A 20,900-nucleotide genomic window follows, 5' to 3' on the forward strand; every position below is an offset into this window, starting at 1 on the left:
TGGAGATGTTCGTCATGACCCCTGCCGTCTCCGCCGCCCCCGCGGCGCTCTCACCGTTGCGCGGGCGGCGCCGCCTGCTGCGGCTTCTGGTGCGCAGCTGTTTCGTTATCCCGGCCGTTGCCGTCACCGCCTGCGGTGCCCGCAAGGATCTGCCGGAAGAACGGCGCACCCGCGGCAAGTTCGGCCAGGGCAAACCCTAACCCAGGCCTGTCCGAACGCTCCCGAGTTCCGGCCGCAGGAGGCAAGTCAGCGATGAACGACACCGTGTACAGGCTTCTGGCCGGCGGGGAGACGGCGGGCGGGATGGCGCCTTCCGACGTCACCGCGCCGGAGCAGTTCACCGGCGCCGACACCACCGAACTGAACGCGACTTTCTTCGAAACGCCCCTAGGGAAGGGGGACGGCACGATTTCAACCGGCGTGTGGCTCTGCGCGCCCTGCCGCTGCGAGATCGAGAGCTTTCCGGTTCACGAGATGATGACCATCATCGAGGGCTCGGTGACCGTGACCACGGCGGACGGCAAGGCCGAGACCTTCACCGCCGGCGACAGCCTCTTCATCGCCAAGGGCACCAAGTGCGTTTGGGAGATCACCGAGACGCTGCGCAAGTTCTACATGATCGTGGCATAGCACGAAAACGTGGTTGTCGTTGCGGGTCTTGATCTCGGCATCCCGTGCCGGGACGACAGCCAACTTGTCAGTCAGGCTGACGCCGATTACGCCAGCGTATAGAGGTGCTGGGCCTGGGAGACGCCCTTGAGGGCGAAGCGGCCGACCGAGGCGAGCGGCAGGTCGGCGCCTGCCGTCCCATCTGGGCCGGTCACCGTCTCGGCGAAGCGCGCCGACATCAGGAGCGGGCGGCGCACTGAGCCGCAGAGCGCCATGATCCGGCTGGCCTCGTTTACCGCCGGGCCGATCACCGTGAAATCCAGCCGGTCGGGGCTGCCGATGTTGCCGAAGTAGACGCGGCCGAGGTGGAGGGCGAGGTAGAAGTCGGTGGTGCGCAGCGCGGCCTCGGCGCGGCCCCGGTTCACCTCGGCGACGCGGCGGCGCGCCTCGCGCGCGGCGCCGAGGGCGGCGTGGCAGGCGGCCGCGGGATCGCCGTCCACGGGGAAGATCGCCAGCAGGCCGTCGCCCATGAACTTCAGCACGTCGCCGCCGGCGCCGTGAATCGCCTCGACCTGGGCGCCCGAGTAGGCGTTGAGGAAGGGGATCAACTCGGCCGGCGGCAGCGCTTCGCTGAGGGCGGTGAAGCCCATGAGGTCGCTGGACCACAGCACCGCCTCGATCTCGCTGGCCACGCCGCGCAGGATGCTGCCCCGCATCACCTGGCCGGCGGCGTTGCGGCCCAGGTAGGTCTCGGCGATGGTGGTGGAGATGCCGTGCAGGCCCTGGCACTTCAGCGCCAGGGCGAGCACCGGCGAGAGGCGCAGGATGGTGGCGATGGCGGCGTCGGAGAAGCCATCGGGCGCGCGGGTCATCCACGAGGAATAGATGCAGTTCATCTCGCCGATGCTGCCGGCATCCTCGAAGCGCTCGACCACCACGATGTAGTCGCGGTAGCCGTCGTCGCGGAACGATCGCAGTGCGGCAAGGGCGGGCTCCCTGTCCGGGCCGAGGCGTTCGCGGTAGGCCGGCAGGCCGGTGCGGTCGAGGTGGTAGTAGGTGGTCGCCTGCCAGCCCGCCTCGTCGTAGTCGCGGTCGTAGGTGAAGGTACTCGTGCCTTCCTCGCCGCTGCTCTCACCGGCGACCCAGCGGAACACGGAGCCCTCGTGCACCGGGTGCAGGGTGTCGACCATGGCGGTCATCCTCGACAAGGGGATGTCGGCGGCGACCAGGCGCTCACTCAGCCCGGCGACCAGCGCCTCGGAGGACTCGCCGCAGAGCGCGGCGCGCTCCAGCCACTCGGCGATGTCGGCGAGGGCGGGTAGGGGGAGCGCGGCGAGGTCGGGCGATTCCAGCATGAAGCAGACTATAGCACGCGGCGGGGCGGAGCACAGCGTGGGGCGCTAGAAACGGCGCGCTGTGCAGAGGATCCGCCGCGCGCCGCCGACCATCGTCGAGCGTCGCGTGTAGCAGTGGACGAGTGTCAGGTCCTCTCCGGAGCGGTCGAGGAACCAGTTGCCGACCGGCTCCAGCCTGTCGATGCGGATCCTTTCACCGCCGATATAGGCGACCGGCGCGGCGGCCGCTGTCTTCGCCGGCACGAAATTGGAAGAGCCGCGGTAGACCGTGACGCCCCTGACGCCCTCATCAGCGGAGACCGAGATCGCCTTTGCGGGCGGCTGACCGCGCAGAATTTCGACCTCGCCGTTCTGAGCCATGACGGGCGCTGAGGCGGTCAGCGTTGCAGCCAGCAACGTTGCTGCAACGGCGGCCAGAGTTGTGCGTCCTGCCATGGTGCGCCTCCGAACTTCCGGACAGTTTGAACCGTGCCACCTCGCCTGCGGGTAACGCTAGCACGCCACCACGTCGGGCGCTATTCGACAGGGTCCTTTCGGTTTCTTGAAAACCGGGCGTGATTCGGGGACAGGCCTGCTACGCCAGCGTGACGGAATAGACCTGGTCACGGGTGTCGCAGAGGCTGAGGCGCCACTCGACCGGGTGGTTGTTGAGGGCGAGGGCCGTGCGGTCGATGGCGAGCAGCGGGGCGTCGCGCTCGAGCGCCAGGTGGCGCGCCGCCTCGGCGCCGGCGGCGACGGCCGAGAGGCGTTCCTCGGCGCGGCCGATGGTGATGCCGTAGTCGCGCGCAAACAGGGTGTAGAGGGTATTGGGCAGGTCGCGCTTGGCGTCGAGGCCCGGAAACAGGGCGGCGGGCAGCACGATGCGCTCGAAGATCGCCGGCCGCCCGGCCAGCGAGCGCACGCGGGTGATGCGGATGACCTCCTGCTCCGCCGCGAGCTGCAGGCGCTGCGCCTCGCTGCTGCGCGCCGCGCCGCGCGCGATCTTCAGCACGCGGCTTTGCGGCACCAGCGGCCGGCCCTGACGGTCGGTCAGCTTGAAGAAGTGGAAGAGGGCGTGCTCCTGGTCGTGCTCGGCGACATAGGTGCCGCGGCCCTGACGACGCACCAGCAGATTACCGGCGGTCATCTCGTCCAGCGCCTTCCTCACGGTGCCCTGGCTGACGCCCAGTTCCTCGGCGAGCTGGAACTCGCTGGGCAGCAGGTCGCCGGGTTTCCAGTAGCCGCCGATCAGCCGCTCCAGCAGCAGGTCCTTCACCTGCTGGTAAAGCGGCTTGAAGCCTGCAATCGCGGAAAGCTGTCGGGTCACCCGAAAATCTCCTTGTCTTATATAAGACATAACATATAAATTCCCGTTCAGGAACAAAAGAACGCGGGCGGCCCGGCTTGTTGCCGGCCGTCCCGCGCCGTTACGGGAGAACATCCGAAGATGTCGGCACCAGATTTCATCGTGCACGATGCCAAGGACACGGTCGGCGTGATCGTGAAGGAAGGCATCGCGGCCAACACCACGCTCACCGGCTGGATCATGGAGGACGACTCGCGCTTCGAAATGAAGTGCATCGACGCCATTCCGCTGGGCCACAAGATCGCCCTTGGGGATATCGCCGAAGGCGATACCATCCTCAAGTACGGTCACGACATCGGCAAGGCCGTGGCGAAGATCGCCAAGGGCGGCCATGTCCATACCCAGAACGTCAAGACCAAACGCTGGTAATAGGGAGCTGGTGAAATGAGCGCACAGAAATTCCTCGGCTACCGGCGCGAGAACGGCCGGGTCGGCATCCGCAATCACGTGGTCATCCTGCCGCTGGACGACCTTTCCAACGCCGCCTGCGAGAAGGTGGCCAACAACATCGACGGCTGCCTCGCCTTGCCGCACCATTACGGGCGCCTGCAGTTCGGTGAGGACCTGGAACTGCACTTCCGCACCCTGATCGGCACCGGCAGCAACCCCAACGTCGCCGCCGTCATCGTCATCGGCATCGAGCCGCAGTGGACGGGGCGCGTGGTGGACGGCATCCGCAAGACCGGCAAGCGGGTGGAAGGCTTCGCCATCGAAGGCCACGGCGAGATCAAGATCGTCGCCGACGCCTCGCGCAAGGCCAAGGAGTTCGTGCAGTGGGCGACCGAGCTGCAGCGCGAGCCCTGCAAGATCGACGAGCTGTGGGTCTCGACCAAGTGCGGCGAGTCCGATACCACCTCGGGCCTGGCCTCCAACCCGACGGTCGGCAACTTCATCGACAAGTTCGACGACCTGGGCGCCACCACCTGCTTCGGCGAGACCTCGGAGCTGACCGGCGCCGAGCAGATCTGCGCGACGCGCGCGGCAACGCCGGAGGTGGCGAAGAAGTTTCTCGATACCTGGCAGGCCTACATGGACGAGGTCATCGAGCCGCACAAGACCAGCGATCTCTCCGACAGCCAGCCGACCAAGGGCAACATCGCCGGCGGCCTCACCACCATCGAGGAAAAGGCTTTTGGCAACCTGCAGAAGATCGGCAAGAAGACGAAGTTCATCGACGTGCTGAAGCCGGCCGAGGAACCCTCCAAGGGCCCGGGCCTCTATTTCATGGACTCCTCTTCGGCGGCGGCCGAGTGCGTGACCCTGCAGGCGGCGGCGGGCTTCGTCGTCCACCTCTTCCCGACCGGGCAGGGCAACATCATCGGCAATCCCATCGAGCCGGTGATCAAGCTGACCGCGAATCCGAAGACGGCGCGCGAGATGGGCGAGCACGTCGACCTCGACGTCTCCGGCATCCTGCGCGGCGAGATGAACCTCGACCAGGCCGGCGATGCCCTGATCGACATCACCCTGCGGACCTGCAACGGACGGCTCACGGCGGCCGAAGCGCTGAAGCACCGCGAGTTCGTCATGACCAAACTTTACCGCAGCGCCTGATCAAGGCGGACCTAGCAGACCCCGGCGGCCCTTTTCCTGCGGAAGGGGGCCGCCGCCACCAATCAAGAAGAGCGGATGCCGAAACGAGCGGAGCACAAGCTGCGCAAAAGGGCGCCGACACCAAAAAGAGGGAGTAAGCACCTATGAAGACCTTTACCTCGATTGCCGCGGCCGCACTGGCGGCCCTGTCGCTCGGCCTCGCCACCCCGGCGGCCGCGCAGTCCTATCCGGACAAGGCGGTCAACTACATCATCCCCTTCGGCCCCGGCGGCGAATCCGACATCACGGCGCGCCACCAGCAGGCCTTCTTCCAGAAGATGTTCGGCCAGGACCTGGTCATCGAGTACAAGCCCGGCGGCGGCGGTGCCGTCGGCTGGTCGCAGCTCAACGAGTACAAGGGCGACGGCTACACCTGGATGGGCGTCAATCTGCCGCACATCGTCATCCAGCCGCTGCAGAAGGACGTCGGCTTCCAGACCGACGACATCACCACGGTCTACATGTTCCACTACACGCCCGATGCCATCGTGGTGAGCAAGGACAGCCCCTTCAAGACGCTGCAGGATCTCATCGACTACGCCAAGGCGAACCCCGGCAAGACGACCTTCTCGGGCTCGGGCAAGGGCACCGCGAACCACATCGCACAGATCCGCTTCGACCAGCTGGCCGGCATCAAGACGACCTACGTGCCCTTCAAGGGCACCGGCGCGGCGGTGACCGCGCTGCTGGGCGAGCAGGTTGCCGCCGAGTGGGGCTACACCTCGGTGGGTGCCGCCCAGGGCGACCAGGTGCGCATGCTGGCGGTCGCCATGGAAGAACGCCACCCGATGTTCCCCGACGTGCCGACCTTCAAGGAGCTGGGCTTCGAGCTTGCCTCCGGCGCCTACCGCGGCATCGCCGTGCCGAAGTCGACGCCCGAGGAACTGCGCAAGCAGATCTCCGACATGATCGGCAAGATCAATGCCGATCCCGAGTTCCGCAAGCGCCTGGAGAACGATGGCATGGCCATGCTGGACGTCGGTTACGAGGACATGGACGCCTTCATGACCGAGATGAAGGCGACCTACGCCGCCGCGGCCAAGGAAGCGGGGGTGCTGGAATAGGGACGGCAGCGCCATAGCAAACCAAGAGGTCGTGTCATGCTTCCGGGCATCGAATATTTCGCAGCCGCGCTGACGCCTCTCAACATCATGCTGGCCCTCGGTGGTGTCGCTGCCGGCACCATCGTGGGCTCCCTTCCGGGACTGACGGCGACCATGGCGGTCGCCGTCCTCGTCCCGCTCACCTTCGCCATGGAACCGGCCTCGGCGCTGATCCTCATGGGAGCGATCTACACCGGGGCGATCTACGGCGGCGCCTATGCCGCCATCCTGCTGAACACCCCGGGCACGCCCTCGGCCATCGGCACCACCTTCGACGGCTATCCCATGGCCAAGCGGGGCGACGGCGACCTGGCGATCACGCTGGCCTGCCTGGCCTCTGTGGTCGGCGGCCTCATCGGGGCGCTCGCGCTGCTGCTTCTGGCGCCGCCGCTGGCCGAGGTCGCACTGGCCTTCGGGCCGATGGAATATTTCTGGCTGGCGATCTTCGGCCTTTCGCTGATCGCCGCCCTGTCCGAGCAGAGCCTGCTGAAGGGTCTCATCGGCGGCTGTTTCGGCCTGCTGCTCTCCTGCATCGGCGTCGCCGAGATCTCGGCCGACGTGCGCTTCACCTTCGGCACCAAGACCCTGCTGGGCGGCATCGAGGTGGTCTCGGCGCTCATCGGGCTCTATTGCGTGCCGGTGCTCATCGACCTCGTCGCCACCGCCGACCGCCACCTGAAGGTCGAGGCCAAGCCGCGCGGCTTCCGCCTGCGCGAGGGCCTGGCGATCTCCTGGCGCGGCAAGGTGAACCTCATCCGCTCCTCGATCATCGGCACCCTGGTCGGCATCCTGCCCGGCGCCGGCGGTTCCATCGCCGGCCTCGTCGCCTATTCCGAGGCACGGCGCAGCGCCAAGCGTCCGCAGGACTTCGGCAAGGGCGAACCGGCGGGCGTGCAGGCGACCGAGGCCGCCAACAACGCCACCGTCGGCGGCGGCTTCATCCCGACCATGGTGCTGGGCATTCCCGGCACGCCGCCCGACGCGGTGATCCTGGGCGCCCTCATGGTGCAGGGCGTGCGCACCGGGCCGAACCTCTTCGGCGAGCAGGGCTCCATCGTTTACACCTTCATCTACGGCCTGTTCCTGGCGACCATCCTGATGCTGCCGGCGGGCCTGATCATCGGGCGCTATGCCTACCGCTCCATCGTCACCGTGCCCAAGGCGCTGCTGGTGCCGACGGTCGCCTTCATGACCGTCATCGGCGCCTATTCGATCCGCAACAACATCTCCGATGTCGTCGTCATGATCGTCCTCGGCGTCGTCGGCTGGGTGCTGGGCCGGATCGGCTTTGCGGTCTCGCCCATCGTGCTGGGCCTCATCCTCGGCTCCATCGCCGAGCAGGGCTTCGTGCAGGCCTGGACCATCGGCTCGGCGGTTGGCGACCTGCCGGGCATGTTCTTCGGGCGGCCGATCTCGCTGGCCATCGTCGCCATGACGCTGCTGTCGCTGTTCTACCCGCTGCTGCGGCAGTACTACATGCGGCACCGCAACCTGAAGCAGGAGGGCAGCTATGGCGAGTGACACGACGCGACCCCGCGAGGGCGGCCGCGACATCGCGGGCACCATCGCCGCGGCCCTCTTCATCCTGCTGGGCGCGGCGGCGTGGTGGGACACCACCGACATGGCCGATTCCGACTCCTACGTCTTCCCGCGCACCGTCATCGTGCTCATGGTCGGCTTCTCGCTGCTGCTGATCCTGCGCAACCTGCTGCGCGGCGGCGGCCGGCACCACCTTTCGACCGAGGGATCCTGGCCCCGGCGCATCGGCCTGGTCGCCGTCATGCTGGGCGGCGCGCTGTCGATGCCGCTGATCGGATTCCTGCCGGCAGGCATCGTCGTGTTCCTGGCGATCATGCTGCTGGCGATGTACGACCCCTGGCAGGGCGCCCGGCGCTTCGTCTTCCCGCTGGTCGGCATCGCCATCGTGGTCGCCTTTTTCGTGCTGTTCGCCGAAGTGCTGCGCGTGCCGCTGCCGGTCGGCAGCCTGTTTGAGTAAGGGAGAGGTTTGCTTGCCGGATATCGTGATCTCCGAGTTCATGGATGCCGCCGCCGTCGAGGGGCTGAGCAAGGACTTCGCCGTGCTCTACGATCCCGCGCTGGTCGACCGGCCGGAAGACCTGAAGGCCGCGCTGGCCGGCGCGCGCGCGCTCATCGTGCGCAACCGCACCCAGGTGAGCGCAGACGTGCTGGCGGCGGGTCCGAAGCTGGAGGCCGTCGGGCGCCTCGGCGTCGGGCTCGACAACATCGACATGGCGGCCTGCAAGGCGCGCGGGCTTCCGGTATTTCCGGCAACCGGCGCCAACGACCAGGCGGTGGCCGAATACGTCATCGCAACGACGCTGGTGCTGCTGCGCGGCGCCTACCATGCGGGCAAGGCCATGCTGGCGGGAGACTGGCCGCGCCAGGCGCTGATGGGCCATGAAGTCGCCGGCAAGACCCTGGGCCTCGTCGGCTTCGGCGCCATCGCGCGCCAGGTCGCCGCGCGGGCCCGCGCGCTGGGCATGACGATCGCCGCCGCCGATCCCTTCGTGGCGGCGGACGACGCGGCCTGGCAGGGGGTGGCGCGGCATGACTCGCTGGAAAGCCTGCTGGCGGCGGCCGATGCAGTCAGCCTGCACGTGCCCCTGACCGACAAGACCCGCGGACTCCTGGGGGCCGCGGCCCTGGCAGCCATGCGGCCCGGGGCGGTGTTGATCAACACGGCGCGCGGCGGCGTGGTGGACGAGGCGGCGCTGGCGGAGAGTCTGCGCCAGGGTCATCTCGGCGGCGCCGCGCTCGACGTTTTCGAGAAGGAGCCGTTGGGCGCTGAGGCGGCGGCGAAGTTCGCCGGCCTTGCCAACGTCATCCTGACGCCGCACATCGCCGGCGTGACCCAGGAGGCCAACGTGCGCGTCAGCGCGCTGACGGCGGAAAACGTGCGGCGGGTGCTGGAGAGGCAGTGAGATCTGCCTCCGTATGCGAGTGCCCGTTCATGGATCCCGGCTCGCGCTCGCTTGGCCGGGATGACAGCCCGAGTGGATGGCAAGGATCAAGCGGGCAACCGCGGGAAAATGAGTCATGAACAAGCAAGTGTCGAATGACAGCGAGACGCTGAGCCTGCGGGCCGCCCATGACCTGGTGAAGCGGGCGCTGACGCAGGCCGGCACATCGAGTTCCAATGCGGACTGTGTGGCGGCGGCGCTGGTCGCCGCCGAGGCCGACGGCCAGCGCGGCCACGGCTTCTCGCGCGTTGCCGCCTACGCGGCACAGGTCAAGAGCGGCAAGGTTGACGGCAAGGTCGACCCGACGGTCGAAGTGTTGTCGGACAGTGCGGTGCGCGTCGACGCCGGAGCGGGCTTTGCCTTTCCCGCGATCCAGCGCGCGCGGCAGGAACTGATGCGGATGGCGGCGAAGAGCGTCATCGCCGTCGCCGGCATTCATCACTCGCACCACTTCGGCCAGGCCGGCTTCCACGTCGAGCGGCTGGCGGAGAAGGGGCTGGTCGGCCTGATGGTCGGCAACTCGCCGCAGGCCATGGCGCCGTGGGGCGGCAGCCGGGGCATCTTCGGCACCAATCCCATCGCTTTCGCCGCGCCGCGGCGCAGCGATCCGCCGCTGGTCATCGACCTCTCGCTCTCCAAGGTCGCCCGCGGCAAGGTCATGGCCGCGGCCAAGACCGGCCAGACGATCCCCGAGGGCTGGGCACTGGATCCCGAAGGACGGCCGACCACCGACCCGGAAGCGGCGCTGGCCGGCACCATGATCCCCATGGGCGATGCCAAGGGTGCCGCGCTGGCGATGATGGTGGAGATCCTCTCGGCCAGCCTGATCGGTGCCAACCATGCCTTCGAGGCGAGTTCCTTCTTCACCGCCGAGGGGCCCCCGCCGGGGGTCGGCCAGTTCCTGCTGGCGATCGATCCGGGACCGCTGTCCGGCGGCACCTTCGCCGCCCGGCTGGAGGTGCTGATCGACGCCCTGGAAACCCAGGACGGCGCACGCCTGCCGGGCAGCCGGCGACTGGCCGCGCGCGCCGCGGCGGCACGCGACGGCATTCACGTTCCGGTTGTCATGCTGGCCGAAATCCGTTCTCTTGCGGGTGCTTGAAAGGCCTTGCTGCTGTTACGGATTACCTAAAAATTGCCGGTAATTCGTCTAATCAACCTGTTGAACTGCCTTACCAAATTCGTGCTATCCTGAGTTATGCAGGGCGGCACCGCTTGGGCGCGTCCGGCTCCGAATGATGGGGGACTGCAAGGCATGCGGGATGGAGCCGGTTATCCAGGCGGCGGTGGAGAGGTTGTCTCGAAATGAGAAATCCGGGTGCAATCGCTTTCCCGATCGCCTTCGCTAGCCATGGGTAGCTAACGGAGCCGTCTGTCTATGAAGCCGTTCCGGCTGTCGGCAGTTGCGGCCGGGTGGGTCAGAAGGGGGCTCGTCTGGCTGGCACTCTGCGCGGTGATCGCCCTGCGCTTCGCCGACCCGGAGCCGCTGCCCACTTTCCGCAATGCGTTCTTCGATTTCGCCCAGGGCCTGCTGCCGCCCGCCGCCGGGTCTGCCGGGGGCGCGAGCGCGGGTTCGCCGATCACCATCGTCGACATCGACGAGGCGAGCCTTGCCCGCCTGGGGCAGTGGCCCTGGCCGCGCGACCTGCTGGCCGACCTGGCGAACCGGATCGCGCCCCAGAATCCGCGAGTCTTCGGCATCAACATCCTGTTCCCGGAACCCGACCGGCTGTCTCCGGAGGCCGTGCTGCAGCGCTTTCCGATCGACGCGCCGCTGCGGGAAAGTCTCGCCCAATTGCCGTCCAACGACGCCCTGCTGGCCTTCAGCCTGCGCCAGGTGCCGGCGGTGCTGGGCGCCGCCGTCACCAGCGGTGGGCCGGCGGCGACGGACGTCTCCGTCCTGCGCGCGCCGATCCTGTTGCGCCTCGGCCACCAGGGGGCCGCCGAGATCCGCCGCTATCCGGCCCTGCTGCGCAACTTGCCGATCTTCGAGGAGGCGAGCAGCGGCGTCGGCGTGGTGAGCCTGGAATATGCCGGCGACGGCGTGGTCAGGCGCATTCCCATCGTCATGCTGGTCGGCGACGCGGTGCTGCCGTCTTTCGCGGTGGAAGTGGTGCGCGTCGCCAAGCGGGTGCCGGCCATCGAGGTGGAGATCGACGGGCCCGGCATCGCCGGCGTCAGCCTGGGTGACCTGAGGATCGAGACGGCGTTCTCCGGCGAGGTCTGGCTGCGCGAGGTGCCGCTGGACCGCATCGCGCGGGTGTCGGCGGTGGACGTCCTGAACGGCACGGTGGAGCCGGCGTTGTTGCACGACCGCATCGTGCTGCTGGGGGCGACTGCCAGCGGCCTGACGCGCAATTTCATCACGCCGGGCGGCGCCGCGCTTTCCGCCATCGACATGCAAGCGCTCTTCATCGAGAACCTGCTGACGCAGCACTACCTGCTGCGGCCGCCTTTCGCCATCTTCTGGGAGCTGCTGGCCACGCTGGCGCTGTTCCTGGCCTTTCTCGCCTTCAGCGAGCGTCTGCCCGGCTACGCCAATCCGATCGCCCTGCTGGGGGTGCTCGCCTTGCTGTTCGGCGGCGCGCTCTACGCCTTCGGCCAGCATGACCTGCTGCTGGACCCCAGCTATGCCGCGCTGGTCTTCATCGTCACCTACCTGGTGATGATTGGCATCGAGATCGTCGAGGCACAGCGCCAGCGCAGACGCAGCGACAAGGAGCGCGAAATGGCGCTGGTGCTGGCCGAGGCGGCCAACCGTTCCAAGACCAGCTTCCTGGCCAACATGAGCCATGAGCTGCGCACCCCGCTGAATGCCATCCTCGGCTTCTCCGAGATGATGAAGCGCGAGATCCTCGGCCCGGTGTCGCCGCCCAAGTACCGCGACTACGTCGAGGACATCCACCACATGGGCAACCACCTTTTGTCACTGGTGAACGATGTCCTGGAGATGTCAAAGGTAGAGGCTGGAGAGAGCCAGCTGAGCGAGAGCGAATTCCCGGTCGGCGCCCTGCTGGAAGACAGCATCCGTACGGTGACGACAGCCTACCGCGACCGCAGCAACAGCGTCGTGCTGGACCGCGAGTCGGTGCTGCCCAACCTCTGGGGCGATCAGCGCATGTTCACCCAGATGGTGATGAACCTGCTGTCCAACGCCATCAAGTTCACGCCGGACAGCGGACGCGTACGGGTCTCCGGCGTGCTGGCGGATACCGGCGACTTCCGCCTCTCGGTTTCCGACACCGGCATTGGCATGACGGACAAGGAGCTTGTCGAGGCTTTCGAGCCGTTCCGCCGGGTCGACCACGCTTTGACGTCGAACTTCGAGGGAATCGGGCTAGGATTGCCCCTGACCAAGGCGATGGTCGAAATGCATGGCGGCAGACTGGAAGTCGCCAGCATCAGCAATCACGGCACCACGGCAACGCTGGTGTTTCCGGCCGAGAGGGTGCGCGGGCCCCGCGCGCGACAGAGGGAGAGAGCCTGACATGACGGTATGCCCGAGGCCGAAAGGCCACCATGCGTGCTTCGAGACAGTCTCCGAAGCAGGAACAGTCGCGGAGCGGCACATCCTGCGAGACGCCCGCTCGCGCGGGGTCCTCAGGATGAGGAGTTTTGCGCTGGCGCTGGCGCTGGCCGCGTCAGCGGCGGCGGTAACGCCCGCGCTGGCGCAGCAGCAAAACCAGATCGGCCTGGTGAAGGTGGTCGACGGCGAGGCCTTCGCCCTCAGGGCCGATGAACGCAGCGCCCTGGGCGTCGGCACGCCGATCTACGTCGAGGACGTGGTGGAGACGGAAGCGGGCTCGGTCGGCCTGACCTTCAAGGACGGCTCGCGCCTTTCGATCGGGCCGAACTCGCGCATCCAGTTCACCGAGTTCGAGTTCGCGCCGGCCGAGGGGCGGCTCGCCTTTCTCATCGATTTCTTCCGCGGCACGCTGCTCTACGTCTCGGGCGTCATCGCCAAGCTGTCACCGGACTCCGTGAAGGTGCAGACGCCGGTCGCCACGGTGGCCGTGCGCGGCACGCGCTTCCTTGCCGAAGTGGAAGGAGACTAGCCGATGACCCGCCTCATCCTGACCTTTGGCCTGCTGTTCTCTCTGGCGGCCTGTGCCGGCCAGAACCGTTTCGTCCTGCTGGAGGAGGAGGACGGCAGCGTCGGCGCCATCACGGTGGAGAACGCAGCCGGCAGCCAGACCGTCACCGAAGCCGGCGACGCGACGCAGGTCGCCAGTGCCACCGCCGCGCCGAGCGAGCCGCAAGCGCTGAGCGAGGCTGAGATCCAGCAGACCTGGGGCGCGAGCCTGCAGGCCAGCCCGCTGAAGCCGCGCAGCTTCCTGCTCTACTTCGTCTTCGGCACCGATGTCCTGACCGAGGAGTCGCGGACCCAGCTGCCGGCCATACTCGACAGCCTGCGGGAGTATCCCGCCCCCGAGGTGGCGGTGATCGGCCACACCGACCGCGTCGGTCCGGCGGCGGTAAACGAGCGCCTCGCCCGCGACCGTGCCGAAGCGATGCGCGCGCTGCTGCTGCAGGAGGGACTCGATCCCAACCTGATGACGGTGAGCTCGCACGGCGAGGCCAACCCGCTGGTGCCCACCGCCGACGAGGTCCCCGAGCCGCAGAACCGCCGCGTCGAGGTGATGGTGCGCTGACGGCTATTCGCCGCCCGTCGGGCCGTGCGTCCTCTGGCTTCCCCAAGTGGGCTTCATCGCAGTTGAAGCCGGTGGATGATCCGCCACGAACGGGGCCGCGGCTTCCTCGACCCACAGTTGACTTTTGCCGTGAAGACCGCAGTCTTCTGCGGCGCGGGCGTCGCCGGGTCCGATCCGGCGATTCGCCCGCGCTGCTGGGGCGGGGTTTGAGCTCCTAAGGAATTCACGGCGGCCGGTGACCGCCTGCTTCGGGGAGGAGCGACGACATGGTGCCCGCTTGGACTGTCACAGTGTCGTATCTCGGCTACGCGGTGATGCTGGCGATCGGTACCGGCGTCTGGCTGGCGGCGCTGTTCGATACCGTGGTTTACGACCGGGTCGAGATGGGCCGCCTTGGCCAGGGTTGGCTGGATTTCTCCCACATTCTGATGCGCGGCATGAAGGCGGCGGTCTGGGCCGCCGTGGCCTGCGCGGTCGTGGCCTTCGTGCTGGCCGCCTTGCCGGCCGGAGGCGCGACGCCGGTCGATCCCGATGTCGCCCCTGACGTCACCCCTGACGTCACTGGGGCGCACAAGGCCTACCAGCTGCGCTGCGGCGCCATCGCGCTGGCCTTTCTGGTGCTGGTGGGGCTCGCCAGGGTGCGCATGGGCGCCTTCGATGCCGATGCCGGCGCCGTCGTGCTCTTCGCCTGGGCGCTGTGGGTCGTGGCGGCGGGCTGGTTCGCCTATGCCGGCGGCATGCCGGTGACCGGCCCCGCGCTGTGGTGGCTGGCGCTGGCGGCCGACCTGCTGCTGGTCGGCGTCTTCGCCCTTTTCTGGATCATGATCGAGATCCAAGGCTTCCGGATGTTCTGAAACCGTGGCTTCAGCAGCCGAAGGAAAGAGCCAGAACGATGACAGTACCTTGGACGCAGACCTACGCCTACCTTGCCTACGTCGTGGCCGTCATGCTGGCTGTCGTCAACTGGCTCGGCGAAGCGCTCGCCGACCGGCTCTATGCGCGGAGCGCGGACGGGCAGCTCGACGACCGCTGGCTGGAGTTCGCTCACTGGCTGGCGCAGTACCTGCGCTACTTCACCTTCACCGGCGTGCTGTTGGCGCTGGTCGCGATGCTGCTGGCGGCATTCTCCGCCGGGGAGCCAGCCGCGGTGATTCAATCGCACCGAGGCTATCTGTTGCGCCTTTCGGCAATTGTCGTGGCCGCGCTGTGCCTCAGCTATGTGGGCCACGGGGACCTTAGCCGTTATTACATCGACCTTGCCGCAGCCGTGGCCTGCGTCTGGGCGCTGTGGGTCGCGGTCGCCGGCTGGCGTGCGCTGGCAGGCGGCGTGGCGGTGGCAGGACCGGCTCTGTGGTGGCTGGGACTGGTGCTGCTGCTGCTGATCGTCGTGCGGCTCATCGCGCTGATTTTCTTCGTTAGTCCCGACAGTCCCCACCAGTTCTGATTCCGAGGTCCGGCGAACGACCCTCCAGCGGTGACTCTCGCCGGCGCGAATATTTCATACGTACCCATATATCAATGCCTATCTGCTTGAAATCGCGGATGGAGCGCGACCCATTACTGCACGCTGTTTGCAGGCAATTGTTCGTGTTCTATGCGATTACTCACAAACTATTTGTGCGCCGCAGCAATTATTCTGGACAGGAAACGTCGTTTCATCTTATGAAAAATTTCATCCGGTAAGAATTTTCAAATTCACCGACTGGGAGCTTGTGAGGGGGCATGGAACAGGAATTGGCGGAACTCGCGGCCAAGGTTGCCGCACTGGAAGAGGGGAGCGGTTGGAGCACCACCATCAACATGGAGGTGTTCTACTGGTGGTGCACGGCGTTGATGTTCATCATCCACGCCGGCTTTCTCGCCTATGAAATGGGTGCGTCGCGCAAGAAGAACGTGCTGGCATCCGGTATCAAGAATATTCTCGCGTTCGCGTTTATGATTCCCACCTTCTTCTTCTTCGGCTGGTGGATCTATCTCGCCTTCCCGAACGGTTTCGTTCCCGACTTCGAACAGGGTGCCGGCGGCATTCCCTGGTCGGACGCCATGGGCCCGAACCTGGGCGACAACGCGACAGGCATCTTCTGGGCCGCGTTCACGCTGTTCGCGGCGACCACCGCCTCGATCTTCTCGGGCGCGGTGATCGAGCGCATCAAGCTATCGGGCTTCATCATCCTGGCGATCCTGCTGGGTTCGGTGGTGTGGATCCTGGGTGCCGCCTGGGCCTGGCATGGCGGCGGCTGGCTGCTGACCGAATACGGCTGGCACGACTTCGGCGCCGCCGGCTGCGTCCATATGGTCGCCGGCTTCTTCGCCCTGGGCGTGCTGCTGAACCTCGGCCCGCGCATCGGCAAATACAATCCCGACGGCTCGTCCAACGACATCCTGCCGCATAACGTCCCGATGTCGGTCTTCGGCCTGATGATCCTCATCGTGGGATTCTTCGGGTTCCTTGGCGGCTGCATCATCTACAACGGCACCGGGCAGTGGACGACGATCTTCGGCAATCCGACGACGCTGTCGGCCGTGGCGTTCAACACGCTGATGTGCTTTGCCGGCGGCATCATCGGCGCCTGGGTGGTGACCCGCGATCCTTTCTGGATGATGTCGGGCGCGCTGGCCGGCATCTTCGCCGCGGCATCGGGCCTGGACGTCTACTGGCCGCCTCTGGCCTTCCTGCTGGGCATCGGCGGCGGCGTCATCGCACCGCTGGTCTTCAAGCAGCTCGACAAGCTGGGCATCGACGACGCCGTCGGCGCCGTCTCGGTGCACGGCTTTGCGGGCCTGTTCGGTGTGTTGGCCTTCGGCATCTTCGGGGCCGGCTATCCCAACGGCGACTATCCCGACACCAACTTCCTGGCTCAGCTGATCGGCGCTGTGTCGATGCTGCTGCTGGGCTTCGTGCCGGGCTATGTCGGCTCGCTGATCCTCAAGTCGGTCGGCCTGCTGCGCATCCCACCGGAAGTCGAGATCCGCGGGATGGATCCGGTGAAGGTGCCGATCTCGGCCTATCCCGAGGGGATGGACTCCAACGGCATCGGCGTTGCGGCGCCGGCCGAGTGACCTGCCGATAAATCCGGGCCAACTTACTTAGGAAAGGAGAATCAAGCTATGGGTTCACCAATCGAAACCTGGGAAGGCGCGCAGGTGATCTTCACCGGTGCCGGCGGCGCCACGCCGGGAATTATCCTGCTGCTTTCCGTGGTCGCCTGTTTCGGCGCCATCGTGCTGGCGGCGATCCACGAAGAGCATGTCTACGCAAAGTACCTGAAGAAGTAGCTTGTGGGGTGCTGCCGCCCGGAAGTGAGCACCGGCGGTTGGCGTTGCAGGGCCGCCTTCGGGCGGCCCTGTTCTTTTGTGCCGATGCAGCGGATCGACAATCGTAAGTGGACTTGCGAAACGGCCGGCCGCTGCCTAGGGTGGCGCGCGTCATCAGGAGAACAAGGAAGCGAGCCTTGGCCGGGAGCAGCGCAGCAGGAAAAGGCGGAGCGAAGAGCGCGAAAGTGAAGGCACCGAAGGCAAAGACCGCGCCTGCGAAGGCCGGCGCGAAGGAGATTCCGATCCGCTTGGCGACCGGCTCCTCCGCGCCGGGCACCGCCGAGGGCCAGTCTATCGAGGAAGCCCTCGGCGCCCAGGTGCGCGCGCTGCGCAAGCGTCAGGACATGACGGTGGCCGAACTGGCGGGGCAGGCCGGGCTTTCCGCTGGCATGCTGTCGAAGGTGGAAAACGGCGCCATCTCCCCGTCGCTGGCGACGCTGCAGAGCCTGGCGCATGCCCTCAACGTGCCGATGACCAGCCTCTTCGCCGACTTCGAGCAGCGCCAGGACGTCACCCACGTGAAGGCGGGCGAGGGTCTCACCATCGAGCGGCGCGGCACCAGGTCCGGCCACCAGTACCAGCTGCTGGGGCATCCCTTTCCCGGCAACTTTGCCTACGAGCCCTACTTCATCACGCTGACCAAAGAGGCCGAGGCTTATTCCAACTTTCGCCACGAAGGCATGGAATTCATCTACATCCTGGAGGGCGAGGTCGGCTACCGCCACGGCAACCAGGTCTATCGCTTGCGTCCCGGCGATTCGCTGTTCTTCAGTGCCAATGCCGCGCACGGGCCGGAGGAACTGCGCAAGCTGCCGCTGAAGTTCCTCTCCATCATCGTGTTCGAGCGCGACCAGTAGCGCGGCGTTGATGGGATAAGGGTATTTATCCTCAAGAAAATTTGTTTCTTACAGATTGACAGTCCGGCGCGGACTGCTAGTCTCGTGAAGCCTCCGCGGACGGGGGCGGTTTACCCCTTAACGAGGCTTGGAAATGTGCGGGATTGCCGGTCTTTTCCTGAAAGACGAGACGCACGCCGCGGCGCTCGGCGGACTGCTCGGCGGGATGCTGGCGGTGCTGTCCGACCGCGGCCCCGATAGTGCCGGTTTCGCCATCTACGGAAAGCCGCTCCAGGCGCGGGTGAAGCTGACCCTGCGCGCGGCCGGGGAGGGCTACGATTTCGCCGACCTGGCCGAGCGGCTTGCGGCTCACTTGAAGGACGAGGTCGATCTGCTGACGCGCTCGACCCACGCCATCCTCACCGTGCCGGAGGCAATGCGCGGCAAGGCCGAGGCCTGGCTGCGGGTCAATGCGCCGGAGGTGAGCCTCTTCGCCGCCGGGCGCGCCATGGAGGTCTACAAAGAGGTCGGCCTGCCGGCCTCGGTGAGCGCGCGCTTCAACCTGCCCGCCATGGCCGGCAGCCATGCGGTCGGCCACACCCGCATGGCGACCGAGTCCGCGGTCACCACCGCCGGCGCGCATCCCTTCTCGACCGGGCCGGACCAGTGCCTGGTGCACAATGGATCGCTCTCCAACCACTGCGGCATCCGCCGCAACCTGGCTCACGCGGGCATGACGATGGAAACCGAGAACGACAGCGAGGTTGCCGCCGCCTATCTCACTTGGCAGATGAGCCGCGGCATGAATCTGGGCGATGCGCTGGAGGCGTCGCTGAAGGACCTCGACGGCTTCTACACTTTCGTGGTCGGCACTGAGAAGGGCTTCGGCGTGCTGCGCGACCCCATCGCCTGCAAGCCCGCCGTGCTGGCGGAGACCGAGGACTATGTCGCCTTCGGGTCCGAGTACCGCGCGCTGGCCGGGCTGCCGGGCATCGAGCAGGCCAAGGTGTGGGAGCCGGAGCCGGCGACCGTCTACTTCTGGGAGCGTACCTGATGAGTGCCGTCGATTTGGCGGCGACATCGCTGCGTGACCTGAACGCGGCCTTGCACGCGCTGCCGCCCGACACCAACGATACCCAGTGGACGATCAGGAACCCGCGCGGCCAGCACGCGATTGCGGTCGGCCTGGACGTGCCCATCGCGGTCGAGATCGAAGGACACGTCGGTTACTACTGCGCCGGCATGAACCAGCAGGCGAGCGTCACCATCCGCGGCAACGCCGGCGTCGGCCTGGCCGAGAACATGATGTCGGGTGAGGTGCGTGTCACCGGCGATGCGAGCCAGTCGGCCGGTGCGACAGCGCACGGCGGCACCCTGGTGATCGGCGGCAATGCGAGTGCCCGCTGCGGCATCTCGCTGAAGGGCGCCGACATCATCGTGAAGGGCAACGTCGGGCACATGAGCGCCTTCATGGCGCAGGCGGGCAACCTCGTCGTGCTCGGCGATGCCGGCGAGGCGCTGGGCGATTCCATCTACGAGGCCCGCCTCTACGTGCGCGGCAAGGTCGCCAGCCTGGGCGCCGACTGCATCGAGAAGGAGATGACCGACCGGCACAAGGCGGAACTGGCGGCGCTGCTGGCCAAGGCGGGCGTGAACGGGGGCATCGACCCTGCCGAGTTCCGCCGCTACGGCTCGGCGCGCCAGCTGTACAACTTCAAGGTCGACAACGTGAGCGCCTACTGATGGACAAGCCGTCTCCCGCAGGTATCCCGCAGACGACACCGCGCGCGTCGGCGACCTTCGACGCTTATACGCTCTCCGAGATCCGCCGCGCAGCGGCCACGGGCCTCTACGACATTCGCGGCGGAGGCGCCAAGCGCCGGGTGCCGCACTTCGACGACCTCCTGTTCCTCGGCGCCTCGGTCTCGCGCTACCCGCTGGAGGGCTACCGCGAGAAGTGCGCAACAAACGTGACCCTGGGCACGCGCTTCGCCAAGAAGCCGATCGAGTTGAAGATTCCCATCACCATCGCCGGGATGAGCTTCGGCTCCTTGTCGGCGCAGGCCAAGGAAGCGCTGGGGCGTGGCGCCTCGGCCCTGGGCACCTCGACGACCACCGGCGACGGCGGCATGACGCCGGAGGAGCGCGGCCACTCAGACATCCTGGTCTATCAGCTGCTGCCCTCGCGCTACGGCATGAACCCCAACGACCTGCGCAAGGCCGACGCCATCGAGGTGGTGGTAGGGCAGGGCGCCAAGCCGGGCGGCGGTGGCATGCTGCTGGGCCAGAAGATCTCGCCGCGCGTGGCCGAAATGCGCACACTGCCCGAGGGCATCGACCAGCGCTCCGCCTGCCGCCATCCGGACTGGACCGGGCCGGACGACCTGGAGATCAAGATCCACGAACTGCGCGAGATCACAGATTGGGAGAAGCCGATCTACATCAAGGTCGGCGCCAGCCGGCCCTACTACGACACCGCGCTGGCGGTGAAGGCGGGCGCCGACGTGGTGGTGCTGGACGGCATGCAGGGCGGGACGGCGGCGACCCAGGAGGTCTTCATCGAGCATGTCGGCATCCCGATCCTGGCGGCGATCCGACCGGCGGTGCAGGCGCTGCAGGATCTCGGCATGCACCGAAAGGTGCAACTGGTGGTCTCCGGTGGCATCCGCAACGGCGCCGACGTCGCCAAGGCGCTGGCGCTGGGCGCCGACGCGGTTTCCATCGGCACGGCCGCCCTGGCGGCGCTGGGCGATAACGATCCGGCGCTGGAAGCGGAGTACGAGAAGCTCGGCACAACGGCGGGCTGCTATGACGACTGGCACGAGGGGCGCGACCCGGCGGGCATCACCACGCAGGACCCGGAACTTGCCGCGCGCCTCGATCCGGTGGCGGCGGGCCGGCGCCTCGCCAACTATCTGGCCGTGCTCACCCTGGAGGCGCAGACCATCGCCCGCGCCTGCGGCAAGTCGCACGTGCTGAACCTGGAGCCGGAAGACCTTGTCGCACTGAGCGTGGAAGCCGCGGCGATGGCCCAGGTGCCGCTCGCGGGGACGAACTGGGTGCCGGGCAAGGGCGGGTATTGAGGGGGCGCGGCGCCCCGATTGTGGAGCA

At 67.1% G+C, this 20,900-nt stretch carries 23 protein-coding genes; 20 read left to right on the forward strand and 3 right to left on the reverse strand.

Features of this window, described 5'->3' with window-relative positions:
• Positions 1 to 14 precede the first annotated feature (14 nt).
• Together WDC82_RS17815 and WDC82_RS17820 are read left to right on the forward strand one after the other, a co-directional pair.
• Positions 15 to 200 carry a hypothetical protein gene (locus WDC82_RS17815; protein WP_340118725.1) on the forward strand — a complete coding sequence of 62 codons (186 nt, stop codon included), beginning with the start codon at positions 15 to 17 and terminating at the stop codon, positions 198 to 200.
• 52 nt (positions 201 to 252) lie between these two features.
• Positions 253 to 630, forward strand: coding sequence for a cupin domain-containing protein (locus tag WDC82_RS17820; protein WP_340118726.1), 378 nt, complete (start codon positions 253 to 255; stop codon positions 628 to 630).
• Between the two features lie 86 nt (positions 631 to 716).
• Here WDC82_RS17820 and WDC82_RS17825 read toward each other — a convergent pair whose 3' ends face one another.
• The 3 genes from WDC82_RS17825 to WDC82_RS17835 form a co-directional block, all read right to left on the reverse strand.
• Positions 717 to 1,964: an adenylate/guanylate cyclase domain-containing protein gene (locus tag WDC82_RS17825; RefSeq protein WP_340118727.1), complete on the reverse strand. Its 1,248-nt coding sequence runs from the start codon at positions 1,962 to 1,964 to the stop codon at positions 717 to 719.
• Positions 1,965 to 2,009: 45 nt separating this feature from the next.
• Positions 2,010 to 2,399, reverse strand: a complete 390-nt coding sequence (locus tag WDC82_RS17830; protein WP_340118728.1) for a hypothetical protein — start codon at positions 2,397 to 2,399, stop codon at positions 2,010 to 2,012.
• A 139-nt stretch (positions 2,400 to 2,538) separates the two neighbouring features.
• Positions 2,539 to 3,270 (reverse strand): GntR family transcriptional regulator, encoded by a 732-nt coding sequence (locus WDC82_RS17835; protein ID WP_340118729.1) that lies wholly within the window; start codon positions 3,268 to 3,270, stop codon positions 2,539 to 2,541.
• Positions 3,271 to 3,390: 120 nt separating this feature from the next.
• Between WDC82_RS17835 and WDC82_RS17840 the strand changes: the two genes are divergently transcribed.
• The 18 genes from WDC82_RS17840 to WDC82_RS17925 all read left to right on the forward strand — a co-directional run bounded on the left by WDC82_RS17840 (position 3,391) and on the right by WDC82_RS17925 (position 20,872).
• A complete protein-coding gene (locus tag WDC82_RS17840) occupies positions 3,391 to 3,678 on the forward strand; it encodes a UxaA family hydrolase (RefSeq protein WP_340118730.1) in 288 nt (95 codons plus the stop codon).
• A gap of 15 nt (positions 3,679 to 3,693) precedes the next feature.
• Positions 3,694 to 4,863, forward strand: a complete 1,170-nt coding sequence (locus WDC82_RS17845; RefSeq protein ID WP_340118731.1) for a UxaA family hydrolase — start codon at positions 3,694 to 3,696, stop codon at positions 4,861 to 4,863.
• Positions 4,864 to 5,006: 143 nt separating this feature from the next.
• On the forward strand, positions 5,007 to 5,966 hold the full coding sequence (locus WDC82_RS17850; RefSeq protein ID WP_340118732.1) for a tripartite tricarboxylate transporter substrate binding protein: 960 nt from the start codon (positions 5,007 to 5,009) through the stop codon (positions 5,964 to 5,966).
• Positions 5,967 to 6,002: 36 nt separating this feature from the next.
• Entirely contained in the window at positions 6,003 to 7,526 is a 1,524-nt protein-coding gene (locus WDC82_RS17855; RefSeq protein ID WP_340118733.1) for a tripartite tricarboxylate transporter permease, read from the forward strand.
• Positions 7,516 to 8,001, forward strand: coding sequence for a tripartite tricarboxylate transporter TctB family protein (locus WDC82_RS17860; protein ID WP_340118734.1), 486 nt, complete (start codon positions 7,516 to 7,518; stop codon positions 7,999 to 8,001). The genes WDC82_RS17855 and WDC82_RS17860 overlap by 11 nt, the downstream gene beginning before the upstream one ends.
• Positions 8,002 to 8,014: 13 nt before the next feature.
• Complete coding sequence (locus tag WDC82_RS17865) at positions 8,015 to 8,947, forward strand: hydroxyacid dehydrogenase (protein WP_340118735.1); 933 nt, start codon at positions 8,015 to 8,017, stop codon at positions 8,945 to 8,947.
• Between the two features lie 115 nt (positions 8,948 to 9,062).
• On the forward strand, positions 9,063 to 10,088 hold the full coding sequence (locus tag WDC82_RS17870) for an Ldh family oxidoreductase (RefSeq protein ID WP_340118736.1): 1,026 nt from the start codon (positions 9,063 to 9,065) through the stop codon (positions 10,086 to 10,088).
• A 276-nt stretch (positions 10,089 to 10,364) separates the two neighbouring features.
• Positions 10,365 to 12,473: a CHASE2 domain-containing protein gene (locus tag WDC82_RS17875; protein WP_340118737.1), complete on the forward strand. Its 2,109-nt coding sequence runs from the start codon at positions 10,365 to 10,367 to the stop codon at positions 12,471 to 12,473.
• A gap of 118 nt (positions 12,474 to 12,591) precedes the next feature.
• The gene (locus tag WDC82_RS17880; RefSeq protein WP_340118738.1) at positions 12,592 to 13,041 is read left to right on the forward strand and encodes a FecR domain-containing protein; all 450 of its coding nucleotides are present in this window, start codon (positions 12,592 to 12,594) and stop codon (positions 13,039 to 13,041) included.
• 3 nt (positions 13,042 to 13,044) lie between these two features.
• Positions 13,045 to 13,638 (forward strand): OmpA family protein, encoded by a 594-nt coding sequence (locus WDC82_RS17885; protein WP_340118739.1) that lies wholly within the window; start codon positions 13,045 to 13,047, stop codon positions 13,636 to 13,638.
• A 266-nt stretch (positions 13,639 to 13,904) separates the two neighbouring features.
• Positions 13,905 to 14,492, forward strand: a complete 588-nt coding sequence (locus WDC82_RS17890) for a hypothetical protein (RefSeq protein ID WP_340118740.1) — start codon at positions 13,905 to 13,907, stop codon at positions 14,490 to 14,492.
• Between the two features lie 38 nt (positions 14,493 to 14,530).
• Positions 14,531 to 15,082 (forward strand): hypothetical protein, encoded by a 552-nt coding sequence (locus WDC82_RS17895; protein ID WP_340118741.1) that lies wholly within the window; start codon positions 14,531 to 14,533, stop codon positions 15,080 to 15,082.
• A gap of 278 nt (positions 15,083 to 15,360) precedes the next feature.
• Entirely contained in the window at positions 15,361 to 16,698 is a 1,338-nt protein-coding gene (locus WDC82_RS17900; protein ID WP_340118742.1) for an ammonium transporter, read from the forward strand.
• A 48-nt stretch (positions 16,699 to 16,746) separates the two neighbouring features.
• A complete protein-coding gene (locus tag WDC82_RS17905; RefSeq protein ID WP_340118743.1) occupies positions 16,747 to 16,914 on the forward strand; it encodes a hypothetical protein in 168 nt (55 codons plus the stop codon).
• 224 nt (positions 16,915 to 17,138) lie between these two features.
• On the forward strand, positions 17,139 to 17,810 hold the full coding sequence (locus tag WDC82_RS17910; protein ID WP_340118744.1) for an XRE family transcriptional regulator: 672 nt from the start codon (positions 17,139 to 17,141) through the stop codon (positions 17,808 to 17,810).
• 133 nt (positions 17,811 to 17,943) lie between these two features.
• A complete protein-coding gene (locus WDC82_RS17915) occupies positions 17,944 to 18,843 on the forward strand; it encodes a glutamine amidotransferase (protein WP_340118745.1) in 900 nt (299 codons plus the stop codon).
• Positions 18,843 to 19,532, forward strand: a complete 690-nt coding sequence (locus WDC82_RS17920) for a protein glxC (protein WP_340118746.1) — start codon at positions 18,843 to 18,845, stop codon at positions 19,530 to 19,532. The genes WDC82_RS17915 and WDC82_RS17920 overlap by 1 nt, the downstream gene beginning before the upstream one ends.
• Positions 19,532 to 20,872, forward strand: a complete 1,341-nt coding sequence (locus tag WDC82_RS17925) for an FMN-binding glutamate synthase family protein (protein WP_340118747.1) — start codon at positions 19,532 to 19,534, stop codon at positions 20,870 to 20,872. Before WDC82_RS17920 ends, WDC82_RS17925 begins: the two co-directional genes overlap by 1 nt.
• Positions 20,873 to 20,900 lie beyond the last annotated feature (28 nt).

The organism is Pelagibius sp. 7325 (assembly GCF_037652055.1).
GTDB lineage: Bacteria > Pseudomonadota > Alphaproteobacteria > Kiloniellales > Kiloniellaceae > Pelagibius.